Source organism: Mycobacterium sp. IDUB_28 (genome assembly GCF_055419285.1).
In genome coordinates this window covers 299,529-323,494 of sequence record NZ_JBVAXK010000001.1, presented here as the reverse complement: position 1 = coordinate 323,494, position 23,966 = coordinate 299,529, and the positions used below count along the sequence as shown (strand labels likewise).

At 62.5% G+C, this 23,966-nt stretch carries 26 protein-coding genes and 3 pseudogenes; 19 read left to right on the top strand and 10 right to left on the bottom strand.

What is annotated here, in order from left to right:
- Nucleotides 1–158: 158 nt before the first annotated feature.
- The 3 genes from ACZYZ9_RS01550 (at nucleotide 159) to ACZYZ9_RS01540 (ending at nucleotide 1,606) form a co-directional block, all read left to right on the top strand.
- A complete protein-coding gene (locus ACZYZ9_RS01550; RefSeq protein ID WP_463824441.1) occupies nucleotides 159–872 on the top strand; it encodes a MerR family transcriptional regulator in 714 nt (237 codons plus the stop codon).
- Nucleotides 873–900: 28 nt separating this feature from the next.
- A complete protein-coding gene (locus ACZYZ9_RS01545) occupies nucleotides 901–1,173 on the top strand; it encodes a hypothetical protein (protein ID WP_463824440.1) in 273 nt (90 codons plus the stop codon).
- A gap of 193 nt (nucleotides 1,174–1,366) precedes the next feature.
- Complete coding sequence (locus ACZYZ9_RS01540) at nucleotides 1,367–1,606, top strand: metal-sensitive transcriptional regulator (RefSeq protein WP_463824439.1); 240 nt, start codon at nucleotides 1,367–1,369, stop codon at nucleotides 1,604–1,606.
- A 496-nt stretch (nucleotides 1,607–2,102) separates the two neighbouring features.
- Here ACZYZ9_RS01540 and ACZYZ9_RS01535 read toward each other — a convergent pair whose 3' ends face one another.
- Nucleotides 2,103–2,432: a carboxymuconolactone decarboxylase family protein gene (locus tag ACZYZ9_RS01535; RefSeq protein ID WP_463824438.1), complete on the bottom strand. Its 330-nt coding sequence runs from the start codon at nucleotides 2,430–2,432 to the stop codon at nucleotides 2,103–2,105.
- A gap of 265 nt (nucleotides 2,433–2,697) precedes the next feature.
- Between ACZYZ9_RS01535 and ACZYZ9_RS01530 the strand changes: the two genes are divergently transcribed.
- Nucleotides 2,698–3,462 (top strand): recombinase zinc ribbon domain-containing protein, encoded by a 765-nt coding sequence (locus ACZYZ9_RS01530; RefSeq protein ID WP_463824437.1) that lies wholly within the window; start codon nucleotides 2,698–2,700, stop codon nucleotides 3,460–3,462.
- Between the two features lie 48 nt (nucleotides 3,463–3,510).
- Here the strand turns inward: ACZYZ9_RS01530 and ACZYZ9_RS01525 are convergent, their stop codons facing one another.
- The 5 genes and pseudogenes from ACZYZ9_RS01525 to ACZYZ9_RS01505 form a co-directional block, all read right to left on the bottom strand.
- Nucleotides 3,511–3,945, bottom strand: a complete 435-nt coding sequence (locus ACZYZ9_RS01525; RefSeq protein ID WP_012394840.1) for a type II toxin-antitoxin system VapC family toxin — start codon at nucleotides 3,943–3,945, stop codon at nucleotides 3,511–3,513.
- Nucleotides 3,946–3,948: 3 nt separating this feature from the next.
- A pseudogene (locus tag ACZYZ9_RS01520) lies at nucleotides 3,949–4,403 on the bottom strand (type II toxin-antitoxin system Phd/YefM family antitoxin).
- A 486-nt stretch (nucleotides 4,404–4,889) separates the two neighbouring features.
- On the bottom strand, nucleotides 4,890–5,468 hold the full coding sequence (locus ACZYZ9_RS01515; protein WP_012394838.1) for a carboxymuconolactone decarboxylase family protein: 579 nt from the start codon (nucleotides 5,466–5,468) through the stop codon (nucleotides 4,890–4,892).
- Nucleotides 5,431–6,603: a zinc-dependent alcohol dehydrogenase gene (locus ACZYZ9_RS01510; RefSeq protein WP_012394837.1), complete on the bottom strand. Its 1,173-nt coding sequence runs from the start codon at nucleotides 6,601–6,603 to the stop codon at nucleotides 5,431–5,433. Before ACZYZ9_RS01510 ends, ACZYZ9_RS01515 begins: the two co-directional genes overlap by 38 nt.
- Nucleotides 6,600–6,968: pseudogene (locus tag ACZYZ9_RS01505) on the bottom strand (hypothetical protein); the annotation flags it as partial. The pseudogene ACZYZ9_RS01505 and the gene ACZYZ9_RS01510, both read right to left, overlap by 4 nt.
- Before the next feature lie 275 nt (nucleotides 6,969–7,243).
- On the opposite strand from ACZYZ9_RS01505, the gene ACZYZ9_RS01500 reads away from it, so the two are divergent.
- The 5 genes and pseudogenes from ACZYZ9_RS01500 to ACZYZ9_RS01480 form a co-directional block, all read left to right on the top strand.
- A complete protein-coding gene (locus ACZYZ9_RS01500) occupies nucleotides 7,244–7,768 on the top strand; it encodes a TetR/AcrR family transcriptional regulator (RefSeq protein WP_008256180.1) in 525 nt (174 codons plus the stop codon).
- Nucleotides 7,769–7,821: 53 nt separating this feature from the next.
- Entirely contained in the window at nucleotides 7,822–8,259 is a 438-nt protein-coding gene (locus tag ACZYZ9_RS01495; protein ID WP_041325313.1) for a PaaI family thioesterase, read from the top strand.
- The gene (locus ACZYZ9_RS01490; protein WP_012394833.1) at nucleotides 8,259–9,170 is read left to right on the top strand and encodes an alpha/beta fold hydrolase; all 912 of its coding nucleotides are present in this window, start codon (nucleotides 8,259–8,261) and stop codon (nucleotides 9,168–9,170) included. The genes ACZYZ9_RS01495 and ACZYZ9_RS01490 overlap by 1 nt, the downstream gene beginning before the upstream one ends.
- Before the next feature lie 92 nt (nucleotides 9,171–9,262).
- Nucleotides 9,263–9,841, top strand: coding sequence for a TetR/AcrR family transcriptional regulator (locus ACZYZ9_RS01485; protein WP_172827193.1), 579 nt, complete (start codon nucleotides 9,263–9,265; stop codon nucleotides 9,839–9,841).
- Between the two features lie 147 nt (nucleotides 9,842–9,988).
- Nucleotides 9,989–10,414 (top strand): annotated as a pseudogene (locus tag ACZYZ9_RS01480) (IS1380 family transposase); the annotation flags it as partial.
- Nucleotides 10,415–10,483: 69 nt separating this feature from the next.
- On the opposite strand, the gene ACZYZ9_RS01475 reads toward ACZYZ9_RS01480, so the two are convergent.
- Nucleotides 10,484–11,449 carry a helix-turn-helix transcriptional regulator gene (locus tag ACZYZ9_RS01475; protein WP_046188922.1) on the bottom strand — a complete coding sequence of 322 codons (966 nt, stop codon included), beginning with the start codon at nucleotides 11,447–11,449 and terminating at the stop codon, nucleotides 10,484–10,486.
- A 162-nt stretch (nucleotides 11,450–11,611) separates the two neighbouring features.
- Here ACZYZ9_RS01475 and ACZYZ9_RS01470 point away from each other — a divergent pair, with 162 nt between their 5' ends.
- The 7 genes from ACZYZ9_RS01470 (at nucleotide 11,612) to ACZYZ9_RS01440 (ending at nucleotide 19,411) form a co-directional block, all read left to right on the top strand.
- Nucleotides 11,612–11,932 carry a 2Fe-2S iron-sulfur cluster-binding protein gene (locus ACZYZ9_RS01470; RefSeq protein ID WP_012394830.1) on the top strand — a complete coding sequence of 107 codons (321 nt, stop codon included), beginning with the start codon at nucleotides 11,612–11,614 and terminating at the stop codon, nucleotides 11,930–11,932.
- 71 nt (nucleotides 11,933–12,003) lie between these two features.
- On the top strand, nucleotides 12,004–13,344 hold the full coding sequence (locus ACZYZ9_RS01465) for a cytochrome P450 (protein ID WP_046188902.1): 1,341 nt from the start codon (nucleotides 12,004–12,006) through the stop codon (nucleotides 13,342–13,344).
- Entirely contained in the window at nucleotides 13,341–14,543 is a 1,203-nt protein-coding gene (locus tag ACZYZ9_RS01460; protein WP_012394828.1) for an NAD(P)/FAD-dependent oxidoreductase, read from the top strand. The genes ACZYZ9_RS01465 and ACZYZ9_RS01460 overlap by 4 nt, the downstream gene beginning before the upstream one ends.
- A gap of 261 nt (nucleotides 14,544–14,804) precedes the next feature.
- Entirely contained in the window at nucleotides 14,805–15,215 is a 411-nt protein-coding gene (locus ACZYZ9_RS01455; RefSeq protein WP_016889191.1) for an SCP2 sterol-binding domain-containing protein, read from the top strand.
- A 48-nt stretch (nucleotides 15,216–15,263) separates the two neighbouring features.
- Complete coding sequence (locus ACZYZ9_RS01450) at nucleotides 15,264–16,880, top strand: fatty acid--CoA ligase (RefSeq protein ID WP_016889190.1); 1,617 nt, start codon at nucleotides 15,264–15,266, stop codon at nucleotides 16,878–16,880.
- Between the two features lie 46 nt (nucleotides 16,881–16,926).
- Nucleotides 16,927–18,033, top strand: coding sequence for an NDMA-dependent alcohol dehydrogenase (locus tag ACZYZ9_RS01445; protein WP_012394825.1), 1,107 nt, complete (start codon nucleotides 16,927–16,929; stop codon nucleotides 18,031–18,033).
- A gap of 277 nt (nucleotides 18,034–18,310) precedes the next feature.
- The gene (locus tag ACZYZ9_RS01440) at nucleotides 18,311–19,411 is read left to right on the top strand and encodes a BtrH N-terminal domain-containing protein (RefSeq protein WP_042789224.1); all 1,101 of its coding nucleotides are present in this window, start codon (nucleotides 18,311–18,313) and stop codon (nucleotides 19,409–19,411) included.
- A gap of 335 nt (nucleotides 19,412–19,746) precedes the next feature.
- Here the strand turns inward: ACZYZ9_RS01440 and ACZYZ9_RS01435 are convergent, their stop codons facing one another.
- Nucleotides 19,747–20,031, bottom strand: coding sequence for a hypothetical protein (locus tag ACZYZ9_RS01435; RefSeq protein WP_012394823.1), 285 nt, complete (start codon nucleotides 20,029–20,031; stop codon nucleotides 19,747–19,749).
- On the opposite strand from ACZYZ9_RS01435, the gene ACZYZ9_RS01430 reads away from it, so the two are divergent.
- The gene (locus ACZYZ9_RS01430; RefSeq protein WP_016889187.1) at nucleotides 19,999–20,376 is read left to right on the top strand and encodes a PaaI family thioesterase; all 378 of its coding nucleotides are present in this window, start codon (nucleotides 19,999–20,001) and stop codon (nucleotides 20,374–20,376) included. The genes ACZYZ9_RS01435 and ACZYZ9_RS01430 overlap by 33 nt on opposite strands.
- A gap of 162 nt (nucleotides 20,377–20,538) precedes the next feature.
- Here ACZYZ9_RS01430 and ACZYZ9_RS01425 read toward each other — a convergent pair whose 3' ends face one another.
- A complete protein-coding gene (locus ACZYZ9_RS01425; protein ID WP_012394821.1) occupies nucleotides 20,539–21,228 on the bottom strand; it encodes a TetR/AcrR family transcriptional regulator in 690 nt (229 codons plus the stop codon).
- A gap of 73 nt (nucleotides 21,229–21,301) precedes the next feature.
- Between ACZYZ9_RS01425 and ACZYZ9_RS01420 the strand changes: the two genes are divergently transcribed.
- Complete coding sequence (locus tag ACZYZ9_RS01420) at nucleotides 21,302–22,171, top strand: metal-dependent hydrolase (protein WP_012394820.1); 870 nt, start codon at nucleotides 21,302–21,304, stop codon at nucleotides 22,169–22,171.
- A gap of 166 nt (nucleotides 22,172–22,337) precedes the next feature.
- Here the strand turns inward: ACZYZ9_RS01420 and ACZYZ9_RS01415 are convergent, their stop codons facing one another.
- Nucleotides 22,338–22,970: a TetR/AcrR family transcriptional regulator gene (locus ACZYZ9_RS01415; RefSeq protein WP_074319847.1), complete on the bottom strand. Its 633-nt coding sequence runs from the start codon at nucleotides 22,968–22,970 to the stop codon at nucleotides 22,338–22,340.
- 129 nt (nucleotides 22,971–23,099) lie between these two features.
- Here ACZYZ9_RS01415 and ACZYZ9_RS01410 point away from each other — a divergent pair, with 129 nt between their 5' ends.
- The gene (locus ACZYZ9_RS01410; RefSeq protein ID WP_012394818.1) at nucleotides 23,100–23,966 is read left to right on the top strand and encodes an SDR family NAD(P)-dependent oxidoreductase; all 867 of its coding nucleotides are present in this window, start codon (nucleotides 23,100–23,102) and stop codon (nucleotides 23,964–23,966) included.

Genomic DNA, 23,966 nt, shown 5'->3' with positions numbered 1-23,966 from the left:
TTCGCTCGCCTCAGTCGTGTGTCCGAGGGGGGAGTTGTCCACCTGCGACACGAGTTGAGACTTTTCGACTTAGTCCTTGACCGAACAAACGATAGCCATAGTCACGCTTTTGATCTGCAGGTATTGCGTAAATATGTCTTACAAGCGACGATATATGCATGAGCGAGATGACGGCTGTGGCCGGCGCGGAGATTCTGGGCGTCTCGGCGCGGCAGGTCGCGCGGCTCGCCCGGGCGGGGGAGTTGACGGTGACGCGGACAGTCGGCGGTGCGTTGTTGTTGGATGGTGCGTCGGTGCATCGGCTGGCAAACCAGGTCCGCCACAACGGGCGCCCCTGGACGCCGGCCACGGCGTGGGCTGCACTCGCGTTGCTCTCCGGTGAGCAGGTGGACTGGCTGGAGGCTTCGGCGTTGTCGCGGCTGCGGCACCGGCTGCGGGCTACCAGCGCGTCGCAGTTGTGTTGGATGACGCGTCGCCGCGCCGCGGTGCGTCGGATGCGTGGGTGGGGCACCGACATCGGGCTGCTGGCCTCGGGAGTCAGCGCCTTGCACGATGAGGCGATGTCGGCGCTGTTCGATCTCACGGCTGTCGATGCGGGAGTCGATGGTTATGTTCGTGCCCGCGATGTGGCCGACGTGGTCTCCGCGGCCGGGCTGGTCGACGACGTCGGCGGTGGCGTGATCGTGCGGGTGGTGCCTGAGGATGCCGGCTACGCCGTCGACCACGTCGTGACGGCCACGGTGGCGGTCGACTTGGCCGAGTCGCTGGACACCCGTGAGTCTGCTGCGGGGATCGCTGTCCTGGAGGATCTGCTCTACCGGTTACGTTCCGGGGACACCGGTCGGCGCGTGTCCGGACGACGGCACGGATGAGTCCGCAGGCCGAGAATCGACCTGGCAGGTGAATGCTCCAGCGGGCGAATGGCCGTCGCCGTGGCCGCAGCTCTTCGAGATCGCCCACGCCGTCCCCTGCACGCAGTGGACGCTGGTGGGCGGATTGATGGTGCAGCTGCACGCCGTGCGGGCGGGGATGCCACTCACCCGCGCCACGCGGGATGTGAACATGATCCTGCACATCGAGACCGGTGCGGCGACATTCGGTGGCGCTCGGCATGAGTTGGAACGCCTCGGCTATCGCCTGCGTGAACCTCTCGGCCGCGGGCCGGTACACTGATTTGTCCGCGGTGCTAGTGACGCCGAGACGGTCGACGTCATGGTGGCTGATCGCCTTGCGTCCAAGGTTCATCCGAAGGTGTTGCAGCGGAAGGTGTTTGCCGTCCCCGGTGGGACTTCGGCGCTGCGCAAGACGGTTAACTGTGAAGTAGGGGCCAGCACGGGCGTCGTCACGCTCAGCATTCCCGACCGCTGTGTTGAACCGTCTGCGTCGTGCGCAAGGACAACTGGCAGGCGTGATCTCCATGATCGAGAATGGTCGCGACTGCAAGGACGTCGTCACCCAGCTCGCCGCGGTATCGCGGGCACTGGACCGGGCCGGCTTCAAGATCGTGGCGACCGGACTGCGGGAATGCATCAGCGGTGTCGGTGCCGACGGAGCCAAGCCGATGACGGAAGCCGAGTTGGAGAAACTCTTCCTCGCCCTCGCCTAAGGGTTTCGGGGTTGCAAACGACCTCCCTGGGTCGGGGTGCAGTCCAGCGCGAGTTTTTTTGTTCGGGTAGCTACGCGCTTTTTGTGCCGGTGAGTGGCATATCCGGGGCATCTTCCCCAGCGAGGTCGGAATGGTGATGTCCCTAGCCTGAACCCCAGCTCTCAGGTCCGACGTGCCGGCGCGCCACACCGGGTGGGAAATGATTTGGCAGTAAATGCTCATCGACCCAACCGAGGCTGGGTGGGCGAGCGTGTCGATGTTGTCGACGCGGGTGTCAAGCTTGATATGCGCGGGTTGCTTACCGCAGGACGGACTGTTCTGCTGGAGCGGATCGCTGGTCTAGCTTCGGGCGTAATCACATGCCATGCAATGGAATTGCTCATAGGGGCATTCGCGGATCGCCCGCGGTGCTGTCTACCCCGGCTCTGGTTCGGACAATTTTGGGTGGCTGCCGTTACGTGTCGAGGACCGCCAGCGACCGGCACGAGCCAGGCTACTACTCACCTTCGGCGATGCTCCTCATCGCCTTCCAGCCGTGGGTTACGCCGCCACCGGCACGCAAGGCGGCGGCCACCATGACTGCTTCGGCAACATCAGCCTTGGAGGCGCCAGCTTTGACGGCGCGCTTGGCGTGGTCCTCGATGCAGAACGGACACTGTGTGGTGACGGCGACGCCGACTGCGATCAGCTCCCTGGTGGCCAGGTCCAGGTTGCCACTGTTCTTACTGAACACAGCCTTGTCGAAGGCAAAGAACGCCGAGACCATCTCCGGCGCGGCGTTTTTGATGTCGGCCATGAATTTCACTTCGTCGTCGTGCGAATGCATCGCTGATCCTTTAATTGTCTCGTCGTTCCCGCTTTGTACGCGCAGGCATAGGATCCAGCCTATACTCTAGGGGGGTATAGGTAAACACGCGGATGCGCTTGCCTCCGCGCCAGAACTGTCAGATTCGGCTGGAAATCGCTTCGTCAGGTCGTTGGCGCGGTCCGCACCAGCTCGAGTCGAGGGTGACCGGATCGTAGAAGAAGCCGCTCGTCTTCGGACGCGGGCTCGCCGTGGACCCAGCCTGGCATCCAACAGGAAATCGCGTGTGCCGGACGCGCTGCGCGGGTTGTTGTTCTGTGCCATATGTGGTCGGCGAATGCAAGGTGCTGACCGCTCCTCAAAGCAAACACCACGCATTCTGTACCGCTGTGAGTTGGGTAAATCACGCTCGGTGCCCACCGAACTCGGCGATCACCCGCGCACCGTCTACCTGCGTGAAGACGAGGTGACTGAGCAGCTTGACCCATGGATCGCCAGTCTCGCTGATCCGGTGTCCCTCGCGCGTGGGCAGGACGTGGACTCAGCCCGCAACGCTGGGTATGCGGCTCTGCAGCGCGAACTCGGTGAGGTAAACCGCAAAATCGCCGCTCTGGTCGCGGCGGTGGAGTCGGGTGTTGCCGTCGAGGAACTGAAGGATGCATTGCTTCGCCGCACCGCAGAACGTGACGAACTCAAGGCAAAGCTTGAACGAACTGAGCAGCCGCAAGTCATGTCTGCAGCGCAGATCAAAGAACTGGTGAAGGAATTGGGTGGGCTCTCTGCAGTCCTCGACGCGGCGACACCGGGCGAGCGAGCAGAGGTGTACGTAAATTTGGGCCTGCGTCTTGACTACGATGCGTACCTGCGACAAGTTACGGCCACGGCCGACCTAAGTCGTGTCGCCGGTCGTGTGATCGCGGCTTCGCCGCTCAACACCCTCCATCGGCTCAGAAATGAACGCGAGCGTTCATTTCGCTCGCCTCAGTCGGGTGTCCGAGGGGGGACTTGGCCACTTACGACACGGGTTCTGACCTGGCGAATCGGTACCTGATCGTCATCCATGCCGGGGTCGACCCACCTCTGACGTCGAGCGGTCGGATTAGGGGTCGAGTTGGGCGGGGGCGAGTCGGCACCCGGCGGCTTGGGCTCCGGCGTGCAGGCGTCGGTCCCAAACGGCGACGATCAGGCCGGGTTCGCCGACTGCCAACGCGCTGGCCAGATGGACAGCGTCGGCTTCGCGCAAGGCATGGGCGCGGGCGAGGCGGCCGGCGTGCTGTTCAACCGTGGCGGTGAGTTCGATTGGGCGGGTGGCGGCCCAGAAGTCCTCCCAGTCACGCTCGGCGTCGGCGAGCTCGGATTCGGTTAGGTCGTGATTGCGGGCTGCTGCAGCGAGTGCGGCGCGGACTTCGGGGTAGGCCAGGCGGCTGGACAATGCGGCGTCGCAGCCGTCCCACAGCGCGGATGCCAGCGAGCTTCCTGTCTCGGTGGTGAGAAGTTTAACGAAGGCGCTGGCGTCGAAGTAGACGAGCGGCACCGGTCAGCGCCGCTGGTCGCTGACCTGGTCAGACACCGGCCGCCGCGGTCGGGGCCGGGACCGTCCCGCAGCGACGGGCCGCTGCGCGGTGGCCCTGGCAATCACGCCTTCGGCCGTGAGACGCTCCAAGGTGCCTGCGCTGTCCAGCGCAGCGAGTCGCGCGACCGGAATCCCGCGGTCGGTGATGACGACCTCATCACCAGCCCGAACTCGATCGAGCCAATCGCTAAGGTGCGCGCGCAACTCGGTCACGGATACCTCCACACCGTGAACTGTACACTCGCTGAACCGTGATTTGTACATGTCACTTCTGAGTGTGGCAACGACGACCTGAGAGATTGACCCGCGCAAGCCGGAGGCGAGGTGGCAACGGGCCGGTACACCGATTCGTCCGCGGTGCTGGCGACGCCGAGACGGTCGATATTATGGTGGCTGGTGGCCTTCCGTCCAAGCTGCATCCGAAGGTGTTGCGGCGGAAGGTGTTTGCCGTCCCCGGTGGGACTTCGGCGCGGCTGGCGTTCGTGGTCAGCTGTATGAAGACGGCAGCGCCTCGGTGTCGGACGCCGGGTCTAGCTTGCAGCAGCGGGCTCTTGAATTCTCTGCGTGAGGTGCTGTGTGCGGTGACTGCCGACGATCGCCTTCATTGGCGTTCTGTTGCCAGCGACCCGATTGAACGACTCTCCCAGTAGTAACAGTTGGCCTGAGTCGCGAAGAACCTCGACATCCCTTGGATCGTATTCGTATGACGGAGCGTGCTTCAAGCTGGTGTAGGCGTCCCAGAACAGTTGGCTCCACATGTCCAGTTGGTGGCATTACCCCGAGACCGTGGCTAAGAGACCGAAATCACAACTACCCGTTTGAAATTCAATAGCCCACAACTGACTAGGAACATAAGGGGTAACCGAGCTTCAACTTGGGTGCGATTGCTGAACAACCGTTTTTACTCAATCGTCACGTCGAGGGGCTCGCCCATCGGGCGGCCAGGAGTCGGTACCCGACTCAAGCGGAATATTCAAGGATCGAAGCAGGATCGAAAAGAGCCGCCAATTGGCGATCGCTCCGACAAGTTCGACCAAAACCGCGTGATCGCCATTGAATGCCTTGTGGCACGCGGCCCAGTTTTCCTCGGCAATGACCCCGTCACGTACCACATCATCGGTCGCCGCCAGGACCGCACGCTCGGCATGGCCCAGACGATTGGAACTCTGCCAGTCACGCACCGCCAGAAGGTCATCCGAAGCCACACCGAGCAGCGTCGCGATTCGCCAATGCTGTGTCCACTCATATACCGACCCCGTTACCCAGCCGATGCGCATGATGATCAATTCGCGTAGCCGGGCGTCGAGCACACCGTTAAATAGCAGCGCCTCAAGCATTCCGTACAGGGCCACTGCGAGGCTCGGCTGGTGAAGTGCCACGCGAAATACTGACAGTTCTGCCATCTCTGCGGGCAGCCCACACTCGGCAGCCCGCAGCCGGGCCTGCTCAAGGTCGAGCATCGGTACGCGTTCCGTTCTCGTCACGTGTGACCTTCCTCTGTTGAAGCTCCGCATGCTGTGAGGGCGTGGGCACGAAGACGTTGTGCAGGGCCGCACTCGATTTGGCATTTTCATCTGCAAGCGAACTGAGCAGCGGCGCGAGACCAGCGAATCCGGTTGATTCTCTTGTGATCCGGTCGAACGGCCAGCGGCGCGTGGCCAGAATCTCGAGGGCTGCCCGGTAGGCGGGATACTCCACGCCGAGTGCACCGGCGATGTGTAATTCCTTATACACCAGCGTGTCTGGTTCAAAGCCGGGCGCGCCGCCTCCGCCGCGGGTGCCAGCAACCACGACCCTGCCGCCAGGCCTGGCAAGGGCGACGGCGTCGGCGAACGCGGAGGGTGCTTTGGCGGTGACATCGATGACCACGTCGGCAAGCTGTCCGCCTGTCTCACGCTGGAGCGCTGTCACTGCATCGTCCTGCGATACGTCGATGGGCAGGTCGACACCGAATGATCTGGCTATGGCCAGTCGCTGATCGTCGCGTGGACCGATGCCGGTCATCGCGACGAAAGCGGCTCCCGCCTCTTTCGCCGCCACCGCCGCGCAGATCCCGCGGATGCCCGGTCCCAGTATCGCTACGATACCCCCCGCCTTGGTGTCGGGAAGAGTTTTCCCCCATTGGATACCGGCCCCGAGAGGGTTGAACAACGTGGCGAGAACGGGGTCCATGTCTTCGGCAATCGGGAGTAGCATCGCGTCCCACGGAAGCTCCACATGGGTGGCGTATCCGCCCCATAACCCGGCGCCGATCTCCACGTCGACGAACCCGAACATGGTGGCGATGCCGTTCACCGCACATCGCCGGTATTCGCCGCGGCGACACTCCGGGCAGTCTCGGCAGGACCGGAACACCTCGACGGCCACGCGCTGGCCGGCCCGGACGCACCAGCGTTCGCTGGCCGCATTGCCGACATGTTCGACGATGCCGACGATTTCGTGACCTGGAACGAATGAGAAGCCGGCAGGCAGGTGTCCGGTGAATTGTTCGTGATCTGTACCGCATAGACCACATGCTTCAACTCGCAGGATCGCACCGCGGTCACCGACGTCGGGGATGGTCATCTGGCGCCGCTCCAGATTCCGCGGTCCGGTCAACACCATGGCCTCGGCGATCATGGAAGCTCGAATCCCGTGGACGACCCTGTGTTTCGGAGGCAAACCGTTCTGCCAACGTACATCTCGCCCGCCATCGCCTCGGCAATCTGCGGATCGTCGCTGCGTGCGACGACTCTTCGCCCGTCGGACAGGTGCGCGATGGTCGGTGTCCATCGAGGTCGCCCGTCTCGGTCGTATTCGACCGTGTACCCGTCCACTGTCGCGCGACCGGTCGCCTCGTCGACGCCTGCGACGGCCAGCCGCGATGAATCGATCGGAGTTTGTTCGTCTGCCGTGTCGATCAGTCGCCACCCGGTTGGTGGAGGGGTGGCCGACCACACACCGACCGAATGTTTCGTCGAATACCAACCGAGGCCGGTGACGACGTCGTCCCCGCGATGGGTGACTTCGCCTACGCCGACCGCCACCGGAGTACGCGCTTCTACCGACAATCGATCACTCGCTCAGGGCCACGGGCTGTTGTGAGACACGAATGCGATGGTGTCATATCTGCAGTCAAGCCACAATGGTGTGCGCCCGCGGCATACTGGCTGTTGTGTCGACGAAGTTGGTGCGATGGGGTGCCGCCGCGCCGTCAGATCGTGATTCCGCTCGCGACCGATTGCTAGATGCTGCCGAGCGGTGCCTAGAGAGTTGCGGCGTGGTAGGCACGACCATGGAGGACATCGGCAGAACAGCGGGTGTCTCCAGGGCAACGGTGTATCGCTACTTCCCTAATCGGGAGGCGGTGATGTCGGGCGTCATCATTCGCGCCGCCGAGCGCTATCTCGATCGCATCAACCCCCGGATCGCGGAGCACACCGATCTGGGCTCCGCTCTCGTCGATTTCGTGGAATACACAGTTGAGGCCGCGCGCCGCGAAGAGATCATCGGATTGTTGTTCGGCAGCGACGAGGAACTCGCCGGCGTTGGCCTCGCGGCGGGGACCTCGACGTCACTCTTCGAACTCGTCACCGAGTTTCTCCGTCCCATCTTCAGGAGACACTGGAGTTACGTAGAACCGGGCGTCTCCGTCGACGACGCCGCCGAGTGGGTTCTCCGCACGATACTGAGCCTGCTGACTGTTCGAGGACCGCGGGAGCGCAGTCGTGACGGGCTCCGGACATTTCTTTCAAGGTTTCTCCTTCCCGCAATCCTGGCGAGCGACCATTGTCGACCGATGTGACAGACAAGGCGTAATGTCTCAACCACAGCTGAGGTAGGAGGCCGGACATGTCTGTGCAGTTCACCGCGTTCAACCAGCAGGTCGCTGAACAACTGCAGAGCGCAGCAGAAACCACGGGCGGGCTGGCCGGTTACCTCGGCTTCCGGCACACTGAATTCACTGCTGGACGGCTCGTCGCGGAGATGGACGCACGCGACGACCTGAAGACGCCTTTCGGCAACTTGCATGGCGGCTGCTTGTCGGCCATGGTCGACCATTGCCTTGGAGTGGTGTTTTATCCCGTGATTCCGATGGGATCCTGGGTCGCGACGACGGAGTTCAAACTGAATTTGCTTCGTCCAGTCTCCAGCGGAACCTGTGTAGCCACGGCTGAGATCATCTCGCTGGGCAGAACCAGCGGTGTGGCACGTATCGACATCTGCAACGACGGCAGAGCGGTGTGTGCGGCGCAGGGCACCGTCACCGTCGTCGCACCGAAGGCCATCTCTTGATGTCTGCAAACAGAGCACATGATTCGTCCGCTCCTGTCGTCGAGCGCGTGCCCACGGTGGATGGGCTCTCGCTGGCGGTCGACTTCTACCGCTGTGACGGACCGCGGGCGGTCGTGTTGCTCCTTCACGGCGGTGGTCAGAGCCGGCACGCCTGGGATGTCACCGCCCAACGATTGCATCAGCGGGGCTACACCGTTGCCGCCTACGACGCAAGGGGACATGGTGACAGCGACTGGGATCCAGACGGACGCTATGACATCGAACGGCTGGGGTCCGACCTGTTGGCCGTGCGCGCGTACGCCGGCTCCGCCCGCCCAGTTGCCGCGATCGGGGCATCGTTGGGCGGTTTGACCATCCTCGGCACGCACTTGCTCGCCCCATCGGAGCTATGGCAGGCCGTCGTCCTGGTTGACATCACTCCGCGAATGCAGATGCACGGCGCCCGCCGAGTCCTATCGTTCATGTCGGCCCATCCCGAAGGTTTCGACAGCCTAGAGTCGGCCGCTGACGTGATCGCCGCCTACAACCCGCACCGCCCTCGCCCCGAAAACGTCGACGGCCTTCAAAAAGTCCTCCGCCGACGTGGAGACGGTCGCTGGGCCTGGCGATGGGATCCGGCGTTTGCGACGTCGAATTTTCAGTTCCTGCAGAGTGATTCAGACGACGGCGCAGAGGAGTTCGAGATGATGAGCGCATTCCTTGTCGATGGCGCGCGACAGGTGTCCGCGCCGGCGCTGCTGGTCCGCGGCCTGCTGTCGGACATAGTCTCCGAAGAGACAGTGAAGGATTTCCTCACCTTGGTTCCCCACGCGCAAACCGTTGACGTGTCGGGCGCGGGCCACATGGTTGCTGGCGACAACAACGACGCATTCTCGACGGCGGTCGTCGACTTTCTCGACCGTACCGTTTGACGCCAGTCGTCGGGCTGCGCGGGAGATCCCAGTTCGCCACCTATTCTGCTCGTATGCCAACTGATTCGGCGCGGATGTCGTTTCGCCGACATATCCGCGAGCAGGTCTTGAGGGCGACACGGGAACTCACCATTGAGAAGGGCTGGGAACAAGTCCGAGTGAGTGAGGTCGCCGAACTTGTCGGCGTCTCCCGACCGACGCTATACAAGGAGTTCGGCGATAAGCAGGGACTTGGTGACGCGCTCGTGGTGGCCGAGGGTCAGCGCTTCCTGGAGGGTATCCACGCCATCCTCGCCGAACACACCGGCGACGTTCAGGGCGGCATCACCGCAGCGGTGCGGTTCACCCTGCGTGAAGCAGAAGCCAGTCCGCTCCTGAAGTCGGTGCTGACGTCCAGCCACTCAGGGGATGATCGCGCCGGTGCGCCGACGACGGGCGTTCTTCCTCTCCTGCCGACATCGGCGTCCCTGCTCCAGCTCTCCTCCGCGGCTTTGGTCGCGTGGTTTCACGACCACTTCGCCGATCTCGACTCCGAAGACGTCGAGGAGGTCGCAGACGTTCTGGTGCGGCTCACCGTGAGTCACGTCGTCCTTCCCTCCGCGGACATCGCCACCACGGGTGCGCGGATCTCGCGGGTGGCGCTCCGCTACCTCGGCGTTGGCTATAGATAGCTGTGACTTGAGCGGTCTTAGCCTCGATCCACTGACAATGGACTGTTTGTCGGGGTGTCGGGATAAGGAAAGTGCGTTCTGAGCTGGGAAGATTGATATTGTTCAGGCAACAATCGGTCCAGTTCGAGAACGGCACTTCCGGCGCGAGTGTCCCACACGTTCACCCCGCGGTCCGATGTGTTCGATGAGGACATCTGGTGTCGTGCGCGGGCCTGGTGCCGGTGATGGCGCTGGCTGAGCAGGCAGGCCTATCGGAGTTGTTGGCCAACAAGATTCACATCGCAGCTCCCAGGGTCAAGTCGAGGTCGGCCAATCCGGCTCCGAAACTGGCCACCCTGATCGCGAGCATGTACGCGGGCGCGGATTACATCGATGATGTCGACCTGGTCCGCGCTGGCGGCATAAAAACCCTTTTTCCGCCGGGTGTATCCCCCGTCAACGATGGGAACGCTGTTGCGGGAGTTCACTTTCGGTTATGCCCGCCAATTGGATTCGGTGCTGGCCGAGCATCTGGCCGGCTTGTGTGACCGGGTGAATCTGCTGCCCGGCGCGCAGGCTCGGGCCTTCATCGAACACCCGGGGAGAGGCGACGCTGCAGAAAGACGCCGCAAAGGTCGGGATCTCCGGACCCGCCGGGACAGCTCAATGTGGTGAGAGCCGAAACTCGCTCGGAGAGCGGCCGGTCCATCGCTTGAAGGCGTGTGAGAAGTTGGCGAGGTCGCTGTATCCGAGATCCGTGGCGATCTCACTCACCGATAGGGATCGGTCGAGTAGCTGCAGCATCGCGCGCTCGCGCAGGAATGCTTGGCGCAACTCGCGAAAGGTGGTCTCCTCTTCGGAGAGGCGCCGCTTGAGTGTGCTGGTGGACATCGACAGCTCATGTGCGAACCAATGTTTACTTCGGCGTCCGGGCTCCTTCTGCAGCAGCCGTCTCACCTTCTCCGAGAACGACGTGGTTTCGCTCCGCTGGTCGAGAGTTCGCTGCAGATCGACGATGGCGAGTCGGTATGCGACGGGATCGGAGAACCGGCACACCTCGTTGAGCGTGTCCGCGGGAACATGGAGGAAGGACATCGGAGCGTCGAAGAACAGGCGCCCGGCGGTAAGGTCGTCCTCGCGATCTTTCAAGGCGGCGGGCGCTGGCCAACTCAAGTGGAGTGTGAGGGTCGGCGCCGCACGGACGAGCATGTCCAGCAGTCGCAACAACGCCAACCCGGCGTACGTGACGGCGAGGCAGTCCAGGGCACGATCGCTGGTGTGTCCCCAGAGCCCGACGGTGAGGCCTTGGTCATCTGGATGAAACTGTGCTTTGACAGCCGTCGTGATCAACGGCAGATAAGTCAGCAGCTCTACGATCTCGGCCACTGAGCCCGCGCTGACCAGCGGAACACTCAGCGGGCCGAAGGACGTCAACTGTGCCTGTTCGGCTAACGCAAATCCGAGCAGCGTTGCCTGATCGATGTCTAGACCGGGGTACGCCTCACGAAACCACCGTAACGGGGCCTGGATATCACGCTGAATCAGCGTCGCCTCGTCGGTTCCTTCGCGAGCCATGATGTTGCGAAGCCGCGCGACGGCGTCTGGGTCAAACGCCGGGCTCTCGAGCATTTGCACGAATGCGAGTGGGGGCACACCCGCGTCATTGGGGTTCACTGACCATGGCCCCTTTGAGCCGAAATCACAAGTTTCTGACTCCGGCGAACATAGCCGCAGCGCTCATCTGGCGCAAGACTTGTGTCAAGTAACTGAGGACACGCAAGGAGCCTGGCTATGGCAGTTGTCACATTTGTCTCCCACGGCGGCGAGAAGTATGAGGCGCCTCTCGAGGAAGGTCAGTCACTGATGCGGGTCGCGACCAACAATGCGGTGCCCGGCATCGACGGCGACTGCGGAGGCGAAGCCGCGTGCGGCACCTGCCATGTGATCGTCGATCCGCAATGGTCCGATCGGGTCGGCCTCTCCGGGGCCAATGAAGAGGAGATGCTCGCGATGAACCCCGAGCGTCAGCCGACCTCCCGGCTGTCCTGCCAGATGCAGGTCTCTGAGGCGTGGGACGGTTTGATCGTCCATCTGCCCGAGTTCCAACTGTGATGACGAAAGAGAGGTGAGACGTGAGCAATATTCGCGAGGCAGTCACTGCCAAGGCTCAGGCAACAATTCCGATGGACCGAATAATCCAGGGCGCCCACCTCTACGACAGAACGCGGCGCTGGGTCACCGGCACCAACGGTGAAAAAATCTTCATCGAGCGACCGATCCCGCCGGCTGACGAGGTTGAACTGACCGACATCGACCTTAGCAATCCTTTCCTCTATCGTCAGGGTCGCTGGAAGTCCTATTACGAGCGCCTACGCAACGAGGCTCCCGTGCACTATCAGGCCCACAGCGCGTTCGGCCCGTTCTGGTCGGTGACGCGGCATGCCGACATCGTGGCCGTCGACAAGAACCACGAGGTCTTCTCCTCCGAGCCGTTCATCGTCATCGGGAGCCCGCCGCGCTTCCTCGACATTGCGATGTTCATCGCGATGGACCCCCCAAAACACGACCGGCAACGGCAGGCTGTCCAGGGTGTGGTCGCACCGAAGAACCTGCGTGAGATGGAGGGCCTCATCCGCGAGCGGGTGGTAGACGTGCTCGACGCTCTGCCGCTTGGCGAACCGTTCAACTGGGTGCAGCACGTCTCGATCGAGCTAACCGCGCGCATGCTGGCCACGCTGCTGGACTTCCCGTTCGAGCAGCGGCGCAAGCTCGTCCAATGGTCCGATCTCGCCACCTCCATGGAGCAAGCCAACGGTGGGCCCTCGGACAACGACGAGATATTTCGCGGCATGGTCGATATGGCTAGAGGTCTCAGCGCTCACTGGCGGGACAAGGCAGCCCGGACAGCTGCCGGAGAGCTGCCCGGCTTCGATCTGATCACCATGTTGCAGAGCGACGAGAGCACCAAGGACCTGATCGATCGCCCGATGGAGTTCTTGGGCAACTTGGTATTGCTGATCGTGGGTGGCAACGATACGACCCGCAATTCCATGAGCGGTGGTGTTCTGGCGCTGAACGAGTTCCCTGACCAGTTTGAGAAGCTGAAGGCGAACCCCGAGCTGATCCCCAACATGGTCTCGGAGATCATCCGGTGGCAAACCCCGCTCGCGCATATGCGCCGGATCGCCAAGGCCGACACTGTGCTCAACGGGCAGTTCATCCGCAAGGGCGACAAGGTCCTGATGTGGTACGCCTCGGGCAACCGCGACGAGCGCGTGTTCGATCGGCCCGATGACCTGATTATCGATCGGGCCAACGCCCGTAACCACATCTCCTTCGGTTTCGGCGTGCACCGCTGTATGGGTAACCGGCTGGCCGAGATGCAGTTGCGGATCCTGTGGGAGGAGCTGCTTCCGCGGTTCGAGAACATCGAGGTCGTCGGTGAGCCCGAGTACGTGCAGTCCAACTTCGTGAGGGGGATCAGTAAGCTGATGGTCCGCCTCACCCCGAAAGGTGGCGCATGACCGTGCAGCGAGCGGTCATCGCGGGGGCCAGCCACGCGGGCACCCAGCTCGCCGCCAGTCTTCGCCGAGAAGGGTGGGACGGCGAAATCGTCCTCGTCGGCGATGAGTCGGCGTTGCCCTACCAGCGGCCCCCGCTGTCCAAGTCGTACCTGGCCGACAAATGCGAACTGGCCGAACTCGCGATCCGCAACTCGGATTTCTACGCCAAGCAGCGGATCCGACTCCTGGATGCGACGGTGGCGGCGGTCGACCGCTCGGCTGGTCATGTCGTGCTGAGTACCGGCGACGCACTGCCCTACGACAAGCTCGCGCTGTGCACTGGCGCCCGGCCTCGTCGGCTCCCCACCCCGGGAGCGGACCTGGCCGGAGTCTTCTACCTACGCACCGCCGCGGACGGCGAGATGATCCGAGAGGCCGCCGGCCCCGGGCGTCGGGCGGTGATCGTCGGCGGCGGCTACATCGGACTGGAGACAGCCGCCTCGTTGCGTGCACTGGGTCTGGAGGTCACCCTGCTCGAGGCGACCGGGCGCGTCCTTGAACGGGTCACCGCCCCGGAGGTATCGGAGTTCTTCGACCGGATCCACCGGGAGGAGGGCGTCAACATCCGGACGGGCACGCTGGTCGAGGCTCTGTCCGGCGACGGCAGGGTCCGCGAAGTAATCCTGGCCGGTGGCGAATCAATTCCCGCCGACCTCGTCATTGTCGGCATCGGCGTGGAGCCGAACACCGAGCTCGCCGCCACCGCGGGCCTGGTCGTCGACAACGGCGTCGTGATCGACGATCAGGCCCGGACTAGCGACCCCGACATCGTGGCCGCCGGGGACTGCGCCAGCCACGACATGGCCCGTTACGGCCGTCGCATCCGCCTGGAGTCCGTGCCGAGCGCGGCCGAGCAGGCCAAGGTCGCCGCCGCGACCGTCTGTGGGAAGTCCAAGAAGATAGCGGCCCTTCCATGGTTCTGGTCAGATCAATACGACCTCAAGCTCCAGATCGCCGGTCTCAACACCGGGTACGACGAGGTCGTCCTCAGCGGCGACCCGACCCGGGAGCGCGACTTCACCTGCTTCTACCTCCGTGCCGGCGAGCTTCTTGCCGCCGACTGCATCAACCGTCCCCGCGACTTCATGTTCAGCAAGCGGGTCATCACGCAGCAAGTCGCCGTCGAACGGGCCGAACTGGTGCTCGCCGGCTCGGACTGAGGTGCCGGCGGTGCGTAGGCGGTGGGAACGACGACGGCGGATGCGACGCGTGTCTTGGAGAGGTACTTCAGTGACAATTGCCATCCAGCCCCGCTGGCAAAGGAACGCTAGCGGCTGCCCGGCGGTCGCCTTGGCGCAGCGCATCAGGACCTAGTGGGGTTTCCCAACGAGCATGACGATTCTTTCCGGAGGAGCAGCGTCAGAAGTCGGTGCCTGTTCTGTTCTGTTCTGTTCTGACAATGAGGTTAGTTGAGGTTGACGGTGGCGGTATTTAGGGACGAGGACGAGGTCTATGCCTTCCTGGGCGGGATCTTTCGGCGGGGTTTGGAGAAGGAGGGTCTGGCGGACAAGCTCGCGAATTCGGGTGTGGTGTTGCGGGTGCATTACACAGATCCGGATGCGGTTGTGACGGTGGACATGCCGAACAAGGTGGTGGAGACCGGAGCGGCCAGTACCGCGGTGCCCAACGTGGAGTTGTTCATGTCGGCAGACACGGGGAACAAGTTCTGGTTGGGGAAGGTGAACTTGACGATGGCGATGGCCAAGGGAACGGTACGTGCGAAAGGTCCGGTGCCGAAGTTGATCAAGTTGATCCCGCAGGCCAAGAACCTGTTCCCCGAGTACCGGTTGATGCTGGAGAGCCAGAATCGGCAGGACCTCATCGATGCGTGACCCTCGCCTCACCGCGGGCTGTAGGGCGGGTGTGCGATGAGGAGCACGATGCAGGACGTTGCGTTGACTGTGCCCGCGATCGTGGCCCATGCTTCGGCAGTCCATGGCGATCGCGAGGTGCTGACTGCGCGCGGACCCCGGCAGATCTCTGGGGTGTCCTATCGCGAGGTGGGTGAGCGTGCGGCACGGTTGGCAAATGCTTTGCGCCAGATCGGCATCCGTGGAGATGAGCGTGTCGCGACGCTGCAATGGAGCAACCAGGAGCATCTGGACTGTTACGCGGCGGTGCCGTCGATGGGCGCGGTGCTGCATACGTTGAACCTGCGGCTGCCGCCGGAACAGCTGACGTGGATCGCCAATCATGCCGAGGATCGGGTGATCATCGTCGACAGTACGGTGCTTGCCCTTTTGGCGGCGGCGTTGCCGTCGATGACCTCGGTGCGCACGGTGCTAGTGACCGGAACCGGCGATCTTGCCGCGGTCGAGGGGTGCGGAAAGGACGTCCTACGGTACGACGATGTGGTGGCCGCCCAGTCGAGTACGTTCGAGTGGCCCGATGTCGATGAGCGGTCGGCTGCAGCGATGTGCTATACGAGCGGTACCACCGGGCACCCGAAAGGTGTTGTCTACAGCCATCGTTCGACGTGGTTGCACTCTCAGGCGGCGTGCACCTCGAATGCCTTGGGCATCGGTCATGACGACACGGTGTTGGCGATCGTTCCGATGTTCCACGCCAACGCGTGGGGGTTGCCGTATGCGGCGATGATGGCCGGCGCGCAGCTTCTGCTGCCTGACCGTTTCCTGCAGGCGGGGCCTTTGGTGGAGATGATCGAGGCGGTGCGGCCGACGATGGCGGGGGCGGTGCCGACAATCTGGACCGATGTTCTGCATTACTTGCGCGACAATCCTGGCCATGACGTGAGTTCGCTGAAGATGGTGGCCTGCGGTGGTTCGGCGGTTCCGCGGTCGTTGATGACCGCCTATGACGAGCTGGGCATCCGCATTGTGCAGGCTTGGGGGATGACTGAGACTTCCCCGCTGGCCTCGGTCGCTCTGCCGCGGAGTTCTGATACCCCGGAGAGGTCGCTTCACCTGCGCGCAACCCAAGGCCGGGTGGTGGCCGGTGTGCAGGCCCGCATCGTCGATGACAGCGGTGCAGAACAACCGTGGGACGGAAAATCGGTGGGGGAGATTCAAGTCCGCGGCCCGTGGATCACTCAGTCGTATTACGAGAATGACAGTCCGGCGGCGTCGCCGGACGGGTGGTTGCGTACCGGGGACGTCGGGACGATCAGCGCGGACGCGCTCATCGCGCTGACCGACCGCTCCAAGGATGTCATCAAGTCCGGGGGCGAATGGATCTCCTCGGTGGAATTGGAGAACGAGTTGGCCGCTCACCCTGCGGTGCGCACCGCCACGGTGATTGGAGTGCCCGACGACAAGTGGCAGGAACGGCCGCTGGCGGTGGTCGTCCTGGCTGCCGACCGCACCGCCACCGCGGCGGAGCTGACCGAATTTCTGCGTGCGCGGGTGGCCAAGTGGTGGCTACCGGAACGGTGGGCGTTCGTCACCGACATTCCGCTGACTTCCACTGGCAAGTTCGACAAGAAGAAGCTGCGCCGCCAGTTCGCCGACGGTGACCTCATCATCGAGACGCTGGCGTGAATCATCAATCCACTGCGACCGAAACACTGACGTTAAGGAGACACACATGAAGACACGTGCTGCAGTGCTGTGGGGCCTAGGAGAAAAGTGGGAAGTCGAGGACATCGAGTTGGATCCTCCCGGCCCCGATGAAGTGCTCGTCCAGCTGACCGCGACCGGGTTGTGCCATTCCGACGAACACCTCGTGACCGGCGACCTGCCCATTCCGCTGCCCGTCGTCGGTGGCCACGAGGGTGCCGGCACCGTGGTCGAAGTGGGTGCGGGTGTCGAGAACGTCGCCGAGGGCGATTCGGTGATCCTGACGTTCCTGCCGTCGTGCGGGCACTGTTCCTATTGCGCGCGGGGGATGGGGAACATGTGCGACTTGGGTGCCGCGCTCATGATGGGACCCCAGATCGACGGCACTTACCGTTTCCATGCCAGGGGTGAGGACGTCGGCCAGATGTGCCTGCTGGGCACGTTCTCGGAATACACCGTGGTCCCCAAGGCGTCTCTGGTCAAAATCGACCAGGGGACACCGCTGGACAAGGCGGCGTTGATCGGGTGTGGTGTGACGACCGGGTACGGGTCGGCGGTGCGCACCGGTGAGGTGCGTGCCGGGGATACCGTGGCGGTGATCGGAGCCGGTGGCATCGGCATGAATGCGATTCAGGGTGCCCGCATCGCGGGCGCGTTGAACATCGTGGCTGTCGATCCGGTGGCGTTCAAGCGTGAACAAGCCGGCGGTTTCGGTGCGACGCATGCCGTTGCCACGATCGACGAGGCCTGGTCACTGATCAGTGACATCACCCGCGGCAAACTCGCCGATGTCTGCGTCTTGACCACCGATGTCGCCGAAGGGTCCTACATCGGCGAGGCGCTGTCCTTGGTCGGTAAACGCGGCCGTGTGGTCGTTACCGCGATCGGGCACCCCGAAGACACCTCGATGTCGGGTTCACTGCTGGAATTGACGCTGTATGAAAAGCAGATCCGCGGCGCTCTGTACGGTTCTTCGAACGCCGCCCACGACATCCCGCGGCTCGTCGAGCTCTACAACGCCGGACACCTCAAGCTGGATGAGCTGATCACCCGTGAGTACACCCTCGATCAGATCAACGAAGGCTACGCGGATATGCGATCGGGCCGCAACATCCGAGGACTCATCCGATTCTGATAAAGCAGCCGAAGCGCGGGAGCGCGACCACGGGAGCAAGCGAGCTGAGTACAACGGTTGAGTGCTGCGCGTCTGTGGCTCTTACCGTTGACGTGTTGATGCAGGACTAGCGATCGAAAGTCAATGTGCCCCATCGCCATAGGCTGTCGAGATGCGCGGCTGAGGTTGGCTGCGGTCACGCGTGTTGGTGTTGGCACCTACTGTCAGCCGGGAAGCCGTGATGAAACGTAGCTTTTGACGAGTCTCAACAGTGCTACTGACAAGGAAGGAAGCGGCGATGACGAGGATTCAAGTTCCCTATCCCCATAGGAGGGGAGGGCACTGTGGTTCCGGTGCGCTTCGTGACCTTACTGAATGGGCCCAACTCGGATGGGGGACAGAAGCACTCAGTGAAGGATTGGTCTTCACCCTCGGCGGAGTCTTGGACTTCTCGTACGTCCGCTCTACGCAGTTGTTCCCCCAGGTGTACCTGGTAGGACGAGGAAGCGACCTGGAACAGGATTACCTCTCCCGGGTTGGCGCAAAGTTCGTCGTGCGATCGACCGATGACCCGGACGTGGGATGGGCATTTGTGACCGACGAAATCGACAAAGGTCGACCCGTCATGGTCTGGGCTGACATCGGCGAACTTCCTTACCTGCGCGTCCGATTGCACATGAGCCGTCACGACATTGTCATCACCGGATACGATGACGAACAACGGGTCGCCTATGTGGTCGATAATGACCGCGAGACAACCCAGACGGTGGCCTACGACGACCTACGCCGGGCGCGGTCCTCGGTCGGGTTTCCCACACCTACCCGGCACACCACATATCACGTCGACTGGCCAGAGCGAGTGCCAGACCTTGGGCCGATCGCGGCCGCTGCACTCGCCGCGAGCGCAGCGTTCATGCGCGGCGGTGCCGTAGGTGCGCCGCTACTGCGCATCGAGGCAGCTGAAGTCGAATCTTCCGGTTTGAAGGGTGTGCAGGACTTCGCCGATGACGTAGGGCATTGGCCAACGCTGTTCGATGACGATGCCCTGACCGCGGCATTGTTCGGGCTCGGGGCGTTCATCGAGAAAGCCGGTACCGGCGGCGGGCTCTTTCGTACGCTGCAGGCAGACGGTTGCCAGAACATCGCCGATCTCCTAGATGACGCCGCCACTGCCGAAGCGGCTGCCGCGGCCCGACATGCTTCCAAAGCGTGGTCTACGCTTGCGGCCGCAGCCACGGATGCCGGCACATCGCTACGGAGTCGTAGTCTAGCTGCGGCCAAAGTCGCCGCGACGATCCCGGACGCCGAAACGCGCCTCGTCGAAGCCCTCGAAACGGCCAGTCGATCCGTTGGCACTGTCGATACCGGCATCGAAGCTCATCTGAAAGGCTATCTGTGAGTGGCACTTCAAATCAATCGAGTTTCCTGAAGACTACTGGTTTCTCGATTGGCAGCATGACGATGTTCAGCGCTTCGCCCAGAACGCGGTCGGTGACGTTCGTGACCCTTGTGCAGAAGGCGAGGTTGACCGTCACCGCTGTGGGGGACAGGATTTGGTATGACCCCTATAGCACCGACGACGACCCCGAGCATTATCGGGCGAGCTATGCGGCGACAGCGTCGAGGGCGTATTGCGGGGCAGGACCAAATGGCTGATAGTGACGGAACTGGAAGGTGTACCGCAGCGATGATCTCGGCGGGCTAACGAGTCCTTTACATACTGTCTTCGGGCGATCAGCCCAGCCGACGTCGGCGCAGTTCTTCAGTCGCATGGTGGTCCATGCACTGCGTGGTCCTATTTAGGAGGATTTCGTCATCGACGAGCAAGCGGAAGAAGATTCGGCCATCGCGTGGTGGCATAACTTTCAGAATCGTGTTATCGCCGCCGACGGCGACTACCTCGATGCGCACCATCCGTGGTGCCTTGGTTGCGGCACAGACAATCCGCACGGTCATCGCCTGCGAGCGCGTCGGCGTGGCGACGGGGTGGGCGCCAGGCATATCTTCGACGGCCGACATCGCGGCGCACCCGGGATCGCACATGGCGGCGCAGTCATGACGGTTCTTGACGACACGGTGGGCATGCTGCTCTACGTCGTCGGTGAGATGGCCGTCACCCGTAAGCTCGACACCGAGTTCTTCGCGCCGGTATTGCTGGGGGTTCCCTACGAGGTCAGCGCGGAGCTCGTGTCCAGAACCGGCCGGAAACTCGAAGTGCGGACAGAATTGCGCGAGGAAGCCACCGGCCAGCTGGTCGCGTCCGCGTCCGGGTTATTCGTCGTCGTCACGCTGGATCACTTCACTAGCTCCATACAGAAGGCGTCGTCAATACGCTGCACTGCGCGACCACCCTGGGAAGGATGACTCAACCCGTAAATCTGCTCATTTTTCAACCGGCGCAGGCTGCTCAGGATTGAACCGGGGCCGACAGGGGGTTTGCTAAGCAAACGCGTACTCGACCACATCGTGGTGTACCAGCCTTCGGTAGCGTGACGCCGCAGCGTGTCGGCGAAAATACCGCCGGTCTCATCTGTTGTGGCCCGCCGGGGAGTTGATATCGACCTGGATGTGCGAAGCGGCCGGGTCAGGTTTCTGGCCGAGGGTATACAGGCCAAGACTGCCGAGAAAACCCGCACAATGCTCGATAAGCACTTCGGTCGATAGGTTTAGTTGTCCGTCTATCCAGCGACGGAGAATCTCGAACAGGCCCCCGACACCGTAGGTAGCGGCGAGATCTGCGACCTGAATCACCTCGCTGGGTATATCGAGATGCAGGCGGGCCTCTCTGAGGACGAGCTCCGCAAATTCGGACATCAGTTCGCTTCGCAGCTGCCGAAGCAGGGGTTCAGCGCCCGATTCGACAAACAATATGCGGGCCATGCTGGGATCGTTCTCGATCATCTGAACCAGGGCCTTTATCGGAGCGTAAGCGAGTTCTTGAGGAGCAACGGTGTCATCCGGTATCGCCTTGGTGATCACGGCTTGGAAGGTGGTGGAGATCTTGGTGAACATCGCACGCAGGAGCGCGTCTCTGTCGCGAAACTGCTGGTAGAAGTACCGGCTCGTCACTCCTGACTCCGTACACACAGCGGTCACGGTGCACGCGGCGGCTCCCTGCTTGCCCATGAGCGCGACCGCGGCGTCAATCAGCAGTGCGCGGCGCTGCGCATCGCGTTGAGTTGCGGACAGCCCGCCATAAACACGTGCTGGACTCATGCCCTACATTCTGGCAGTCTCATGTGACAAGGCCTAAAGTCAGATCACGCAACGGAGGAAGGACCCCGTCAAGATGCCGGAAGATCGAGCCTCGACCAAGAGCCGTGTATTGCCAAAACCCCGGCGCGTTCGTTTCCCCATGCCCACCTCCACGAAGCGGCGACACTTCGTGGATGGCGACCTGGTGATGAGCCATTTCATCTCGGTGCTTTCTGCGACCTTCCCGGAAGGGGAAGACTTCTTCATCCGCTCGGTCAAGTATTTCCAGAGTTCCATCGACGATCCCCAATTGCTGACAGCGGTCAAGGGTTTCATCGGGCAAGAGGCCACACACCGACACCAGCATCGGCTCCTCAACGAACGGCTCCAGGCCATGGGTTATCCGACCGCGCGGATCGACCGCCACGTCGCACGCCTGATCAAGCGATTGGAGCGGCGCTTTTCGCCAGAAATGCGGCTGTCGATGACCTCTGCATTGGAGCACTACACCGCGACGCTCGCTGAAATCATTCTCACCAGCGATGACGCGCAGAAGCTCATCGGACAGACAGAGGTTCGACCGATTCTGCTGTGGCATGCGTTCGAGGAGTCGGAGCACAAAGCCGTCGCCTTCGACGCCTATCGGCTGATTGGAGGCACCGAGCGCACCCGCGTACGGGGCATGCGGATCGCCTCTGCAATTCTGTTCGGCGAACTCATTCTGCAGACTGCGCTGTCGATGGCCTCTGACAAGGCCTCGTATAACCCGGTCACGTTGGTGCGTAGCCTACGTCGCTTCAGTCGCACCCCGATGTTCACCGCCGATGCGCTGCAGCGATTCCGTTCGTACAACCGCCCCGGCTTCCACCCTGATGATTGGGACAGCACCGCGGTCCTGGAGCGATGGAGCAAGGAACTGTTCGACCAAGACGGCTCACAGAAGGTCATCGCTCAGCCGGGGTAGCAAAAGTGCGTGAGGAGGGCGACGCAGAAAGACACTGTTTCTGCGTCGTTCCTCCAAACAATCGACAGCGCGCCTGTCGTCACGGATTGGATGCCCGGTGGCGGGTCAAGGCGACAGTCATACAGACAAGTGCAGTCGGCCTCGAAACTCACGGAAAGGTTAAGCCTCAGCCGCTGACGACGTAGCGTTGAGCCAAGGTTTCAGCCAGTCGGCTCGTGTGCGCGACCACTTCCTTTTCGGTCACCGCGAGCAAACCGGAGTGCCAGGCCGTGATGACTTCGACGAACCCCCCCACCGCAACCAAAGTGTCCATACGAAGGGCCGTCTCGTCGGCGTCTTCTCTGAGATGTGGCCGGCTTGCCTCGACGACCAACTGCGTTGCCTCCTGCAGCGCCACAGCGCGGCGATCTTGCAGCGGTGAGCTACCTACATGCTGAGCGAGGAGGATGTGCGCCCGGCCAGGATCGCGTGCGATCCGGTCGACCACGATGGCGATCGCCGCGGTGATGGTTTCGATCGGCGGCCGATCCACACGCTCGTCGAAGAGCGCGGAAACCTCGCCGAGCATGTCATTGCGAACGCCATCCCACGCTGCGACGAGAAGATCCTCGCGCGTCTTGAAGTCCTCGTAGAAGTATCGATCGTTGAGCCCTGTCCGGGCGCACACGCCGCGCATAGTCACTGCGGCCCAACCGCTCTCACTCCAAATCTCGGTCGCAGCCTCGATCAATTGCTGCCGTCGCTCTGCTCGACGCTCAGCACCGGTCCGACCACCCCAGCGCGTGTTTCTCGACCGCACATCAAACATCTTGACAAAACGTCGGGCTCACGACCAAACTGGTGGCATGCGACACCAATGGTGGCTGATGCCCCCAAATCAATGGTCTCCCGCACCGGAAATCAGTGTCGCGATCCGAAAGGCAAGCAGATGAGGTTCTTGCCGTTCGGTAGTTCACCAGGTAGAACCCACCGCGCCCACGCAGTAGTCACAGGCGCAGGGAGCGGTATCGGCCGCGCGTTCGCCGTTGAGCTTGCACGCCGAGGTGGACGTGTTGTGTGTGCGGACAAAGACCCCATCACTGCGAAAGAGTCGGCCGAGTTGGTGAGGCAGGCCGGCGGCGAGGGTTTCGACGTCGTATGCGACGTCACCGACCTTGAGCAGGTCCGTAACCTCGCTGATGCCAGTGAAGACTGGTTTGGCAAGGCGGCGAGCCTGGTGATCAACAACGCCGGAATCGGTGCGGGCGGCAATCGCATCGGCGCTACGTCGGTCGAGGACTGGAACGCTGCGATTTCTGTCAACCTTTGGGGTGTTATCTACGGGTGCGAGACTTTCGTTCCCCGGCTCCGGAGCAACGGCCGTGGCGGAGTGATCAATGTGGCGTCCGCCGCGAGTTTCGGCTCGGCGCCCCGAATGGGGGCATACAACGTGAGTAAGGCCGGAGTGCTCGCTCTGTCCGAGACCTTGGCGGCCGAACTGAGCGGTACTAACGTCAATGTCACAGTGCTTTGCCCCACCTTCGTCAAGACGAACATCGCCAAAAATCCTCAGATTGAGGAGTCGGCGGCGAAACTCGCGACCAACCTGATGAGGTGGACCGGCATTTCGCCGGATCAAGTGGCTCGAACGACCTTGAACGCGCACGATCGCGGACAAATCTATGTAGTGCCCCAACTGGACGCGAAAATTTTGTGGCAACTGAAAAGAGCTTTACCCGGTCAGTTTACGCGGGCGTTGGGGCTGGTGGAGCGCGTGGCCTCATGGAACGATCCAGCCGAACAGAGGGAGCAGTGA

What these genes read in the sequence shown, in the direction of transcription:
- ACZYZ9_RS01435 (WP_012394823.1), bottom strand. Translation starts at nt 20,031, where the DNA reads ATGTCGGCCGTCGAAGATATGCCTGGCGCCCACCCCGTCGCCACGCCG.
- ACZYZ9_RS01465 (WP_046188902.1), top strand. Translation starts at nt 12,004, where the DNA reads ATGGACCGAATAATCCAGGGCGCCCACCTCTACGACAGAACGCGGCGC.
- ACZYZ9_RS01490 (WP_012394833.1), top strand. Translation starts at nt 8,259, where the DNA reads ATGTCTGCAAACAGAGCACATGATTCGTCCGCTCCTGTCGTCGAGCGC.
- ACZYZ9_RS01450 (WP_016889190.1), top strand. Translation starts at nt 15,264, where the DNA reads ATGCAGGACGTTGCGTTGACTGTGCCCGCGATCGTGGCCCATGCTTCG.
- ACZYZ9_RS01445 (WP_012394825.1), top strand. Translation starts at nt 16,927, where the DNA reads ATGAAGACACGTGCTGCAGTGCTGTGGGGCCTAGGAGAAAAGTGGGAA.
- ACZYZ9_RS01510 (WP_012394837.1), bottom strand. Translation starts at nt 6,603, where the DNA reads ATGATCGCCGAGGCCATGGTGTTGACCGGACCGCGGAATCTGGAGCGG.
- ACZYZ9_RS01410 (WP_012394818.1), top strand. Translation starts at nt 23,100, where the DNA reads ATGAGGTTCTTGCCGTTCGGTAGTTCACCAGGTAGAACCCACCGCGCC.
- ACZYZ9_RS01420 (WP_012394820.1), top strand. Translation starts at nt 21,302, where the DNA reads ATGCCGGAAGATCGAGCCTCGACCAAGAGCCGTGTATTGCCAAAACCC.
- ACZYZ9_RS01550 (WP_463824441.1), top strand. Translation starts at nt 159, where the DNA reads ATGAGCGAGATGACGGCTGTGGCCGGCGCGGAGATTCTGGGCGTCTCG.
- ACZYZ9_RS01475 (WP_046188922.1), bottom strand. Translation starts at nt 11,449, where the DNA reads ATGCTCGAGAGCCCGGCGTTTGACCCAGACGCCGTCGCGCGGCTTCGC.
- ACZYZ9_RS01460 (WP_012394828.1), top strand. Translation starts at nt 13,341, where the DNA reads ATGACCGTGCAGCGAGCGGTCATCGCGGGGGCCAGCCACGCGGGCACC.
- ACZYZ9_RS01440 (WP_042789224.1), top strand. Translation starts at nt 18,311, where the DNA reads ATGACGAGGATTCAAGTTCCCTATCCCCATAGGAGGGGAGGGCACTGT.
- ACZYZ9_RS01535 (WP_463824438.1), bottom strand. Translation starts at nt 2,432, where the DNA reads ATGCATTCGCACGACGACGAAGTGAAATTCATGGCCGACATCAAAAAC.
- ACZYZ9_RS01425 (WP_012394821.1), bottom strand. Translation starts at nt 21,228, where the DNA reads ATGAGTCCAGCACGTGTTTATGGCGGGCTGTCCGCAACTCAACGCGAT.
- ACZYZ9_RS01470 (WP_012394830.1), top strand. Translation starts at nt 11,612, where the DNA reads ATGGCAGTTGTCACATTTGTCTCCCACGGCGGCGAGAAGTATGAGGCG.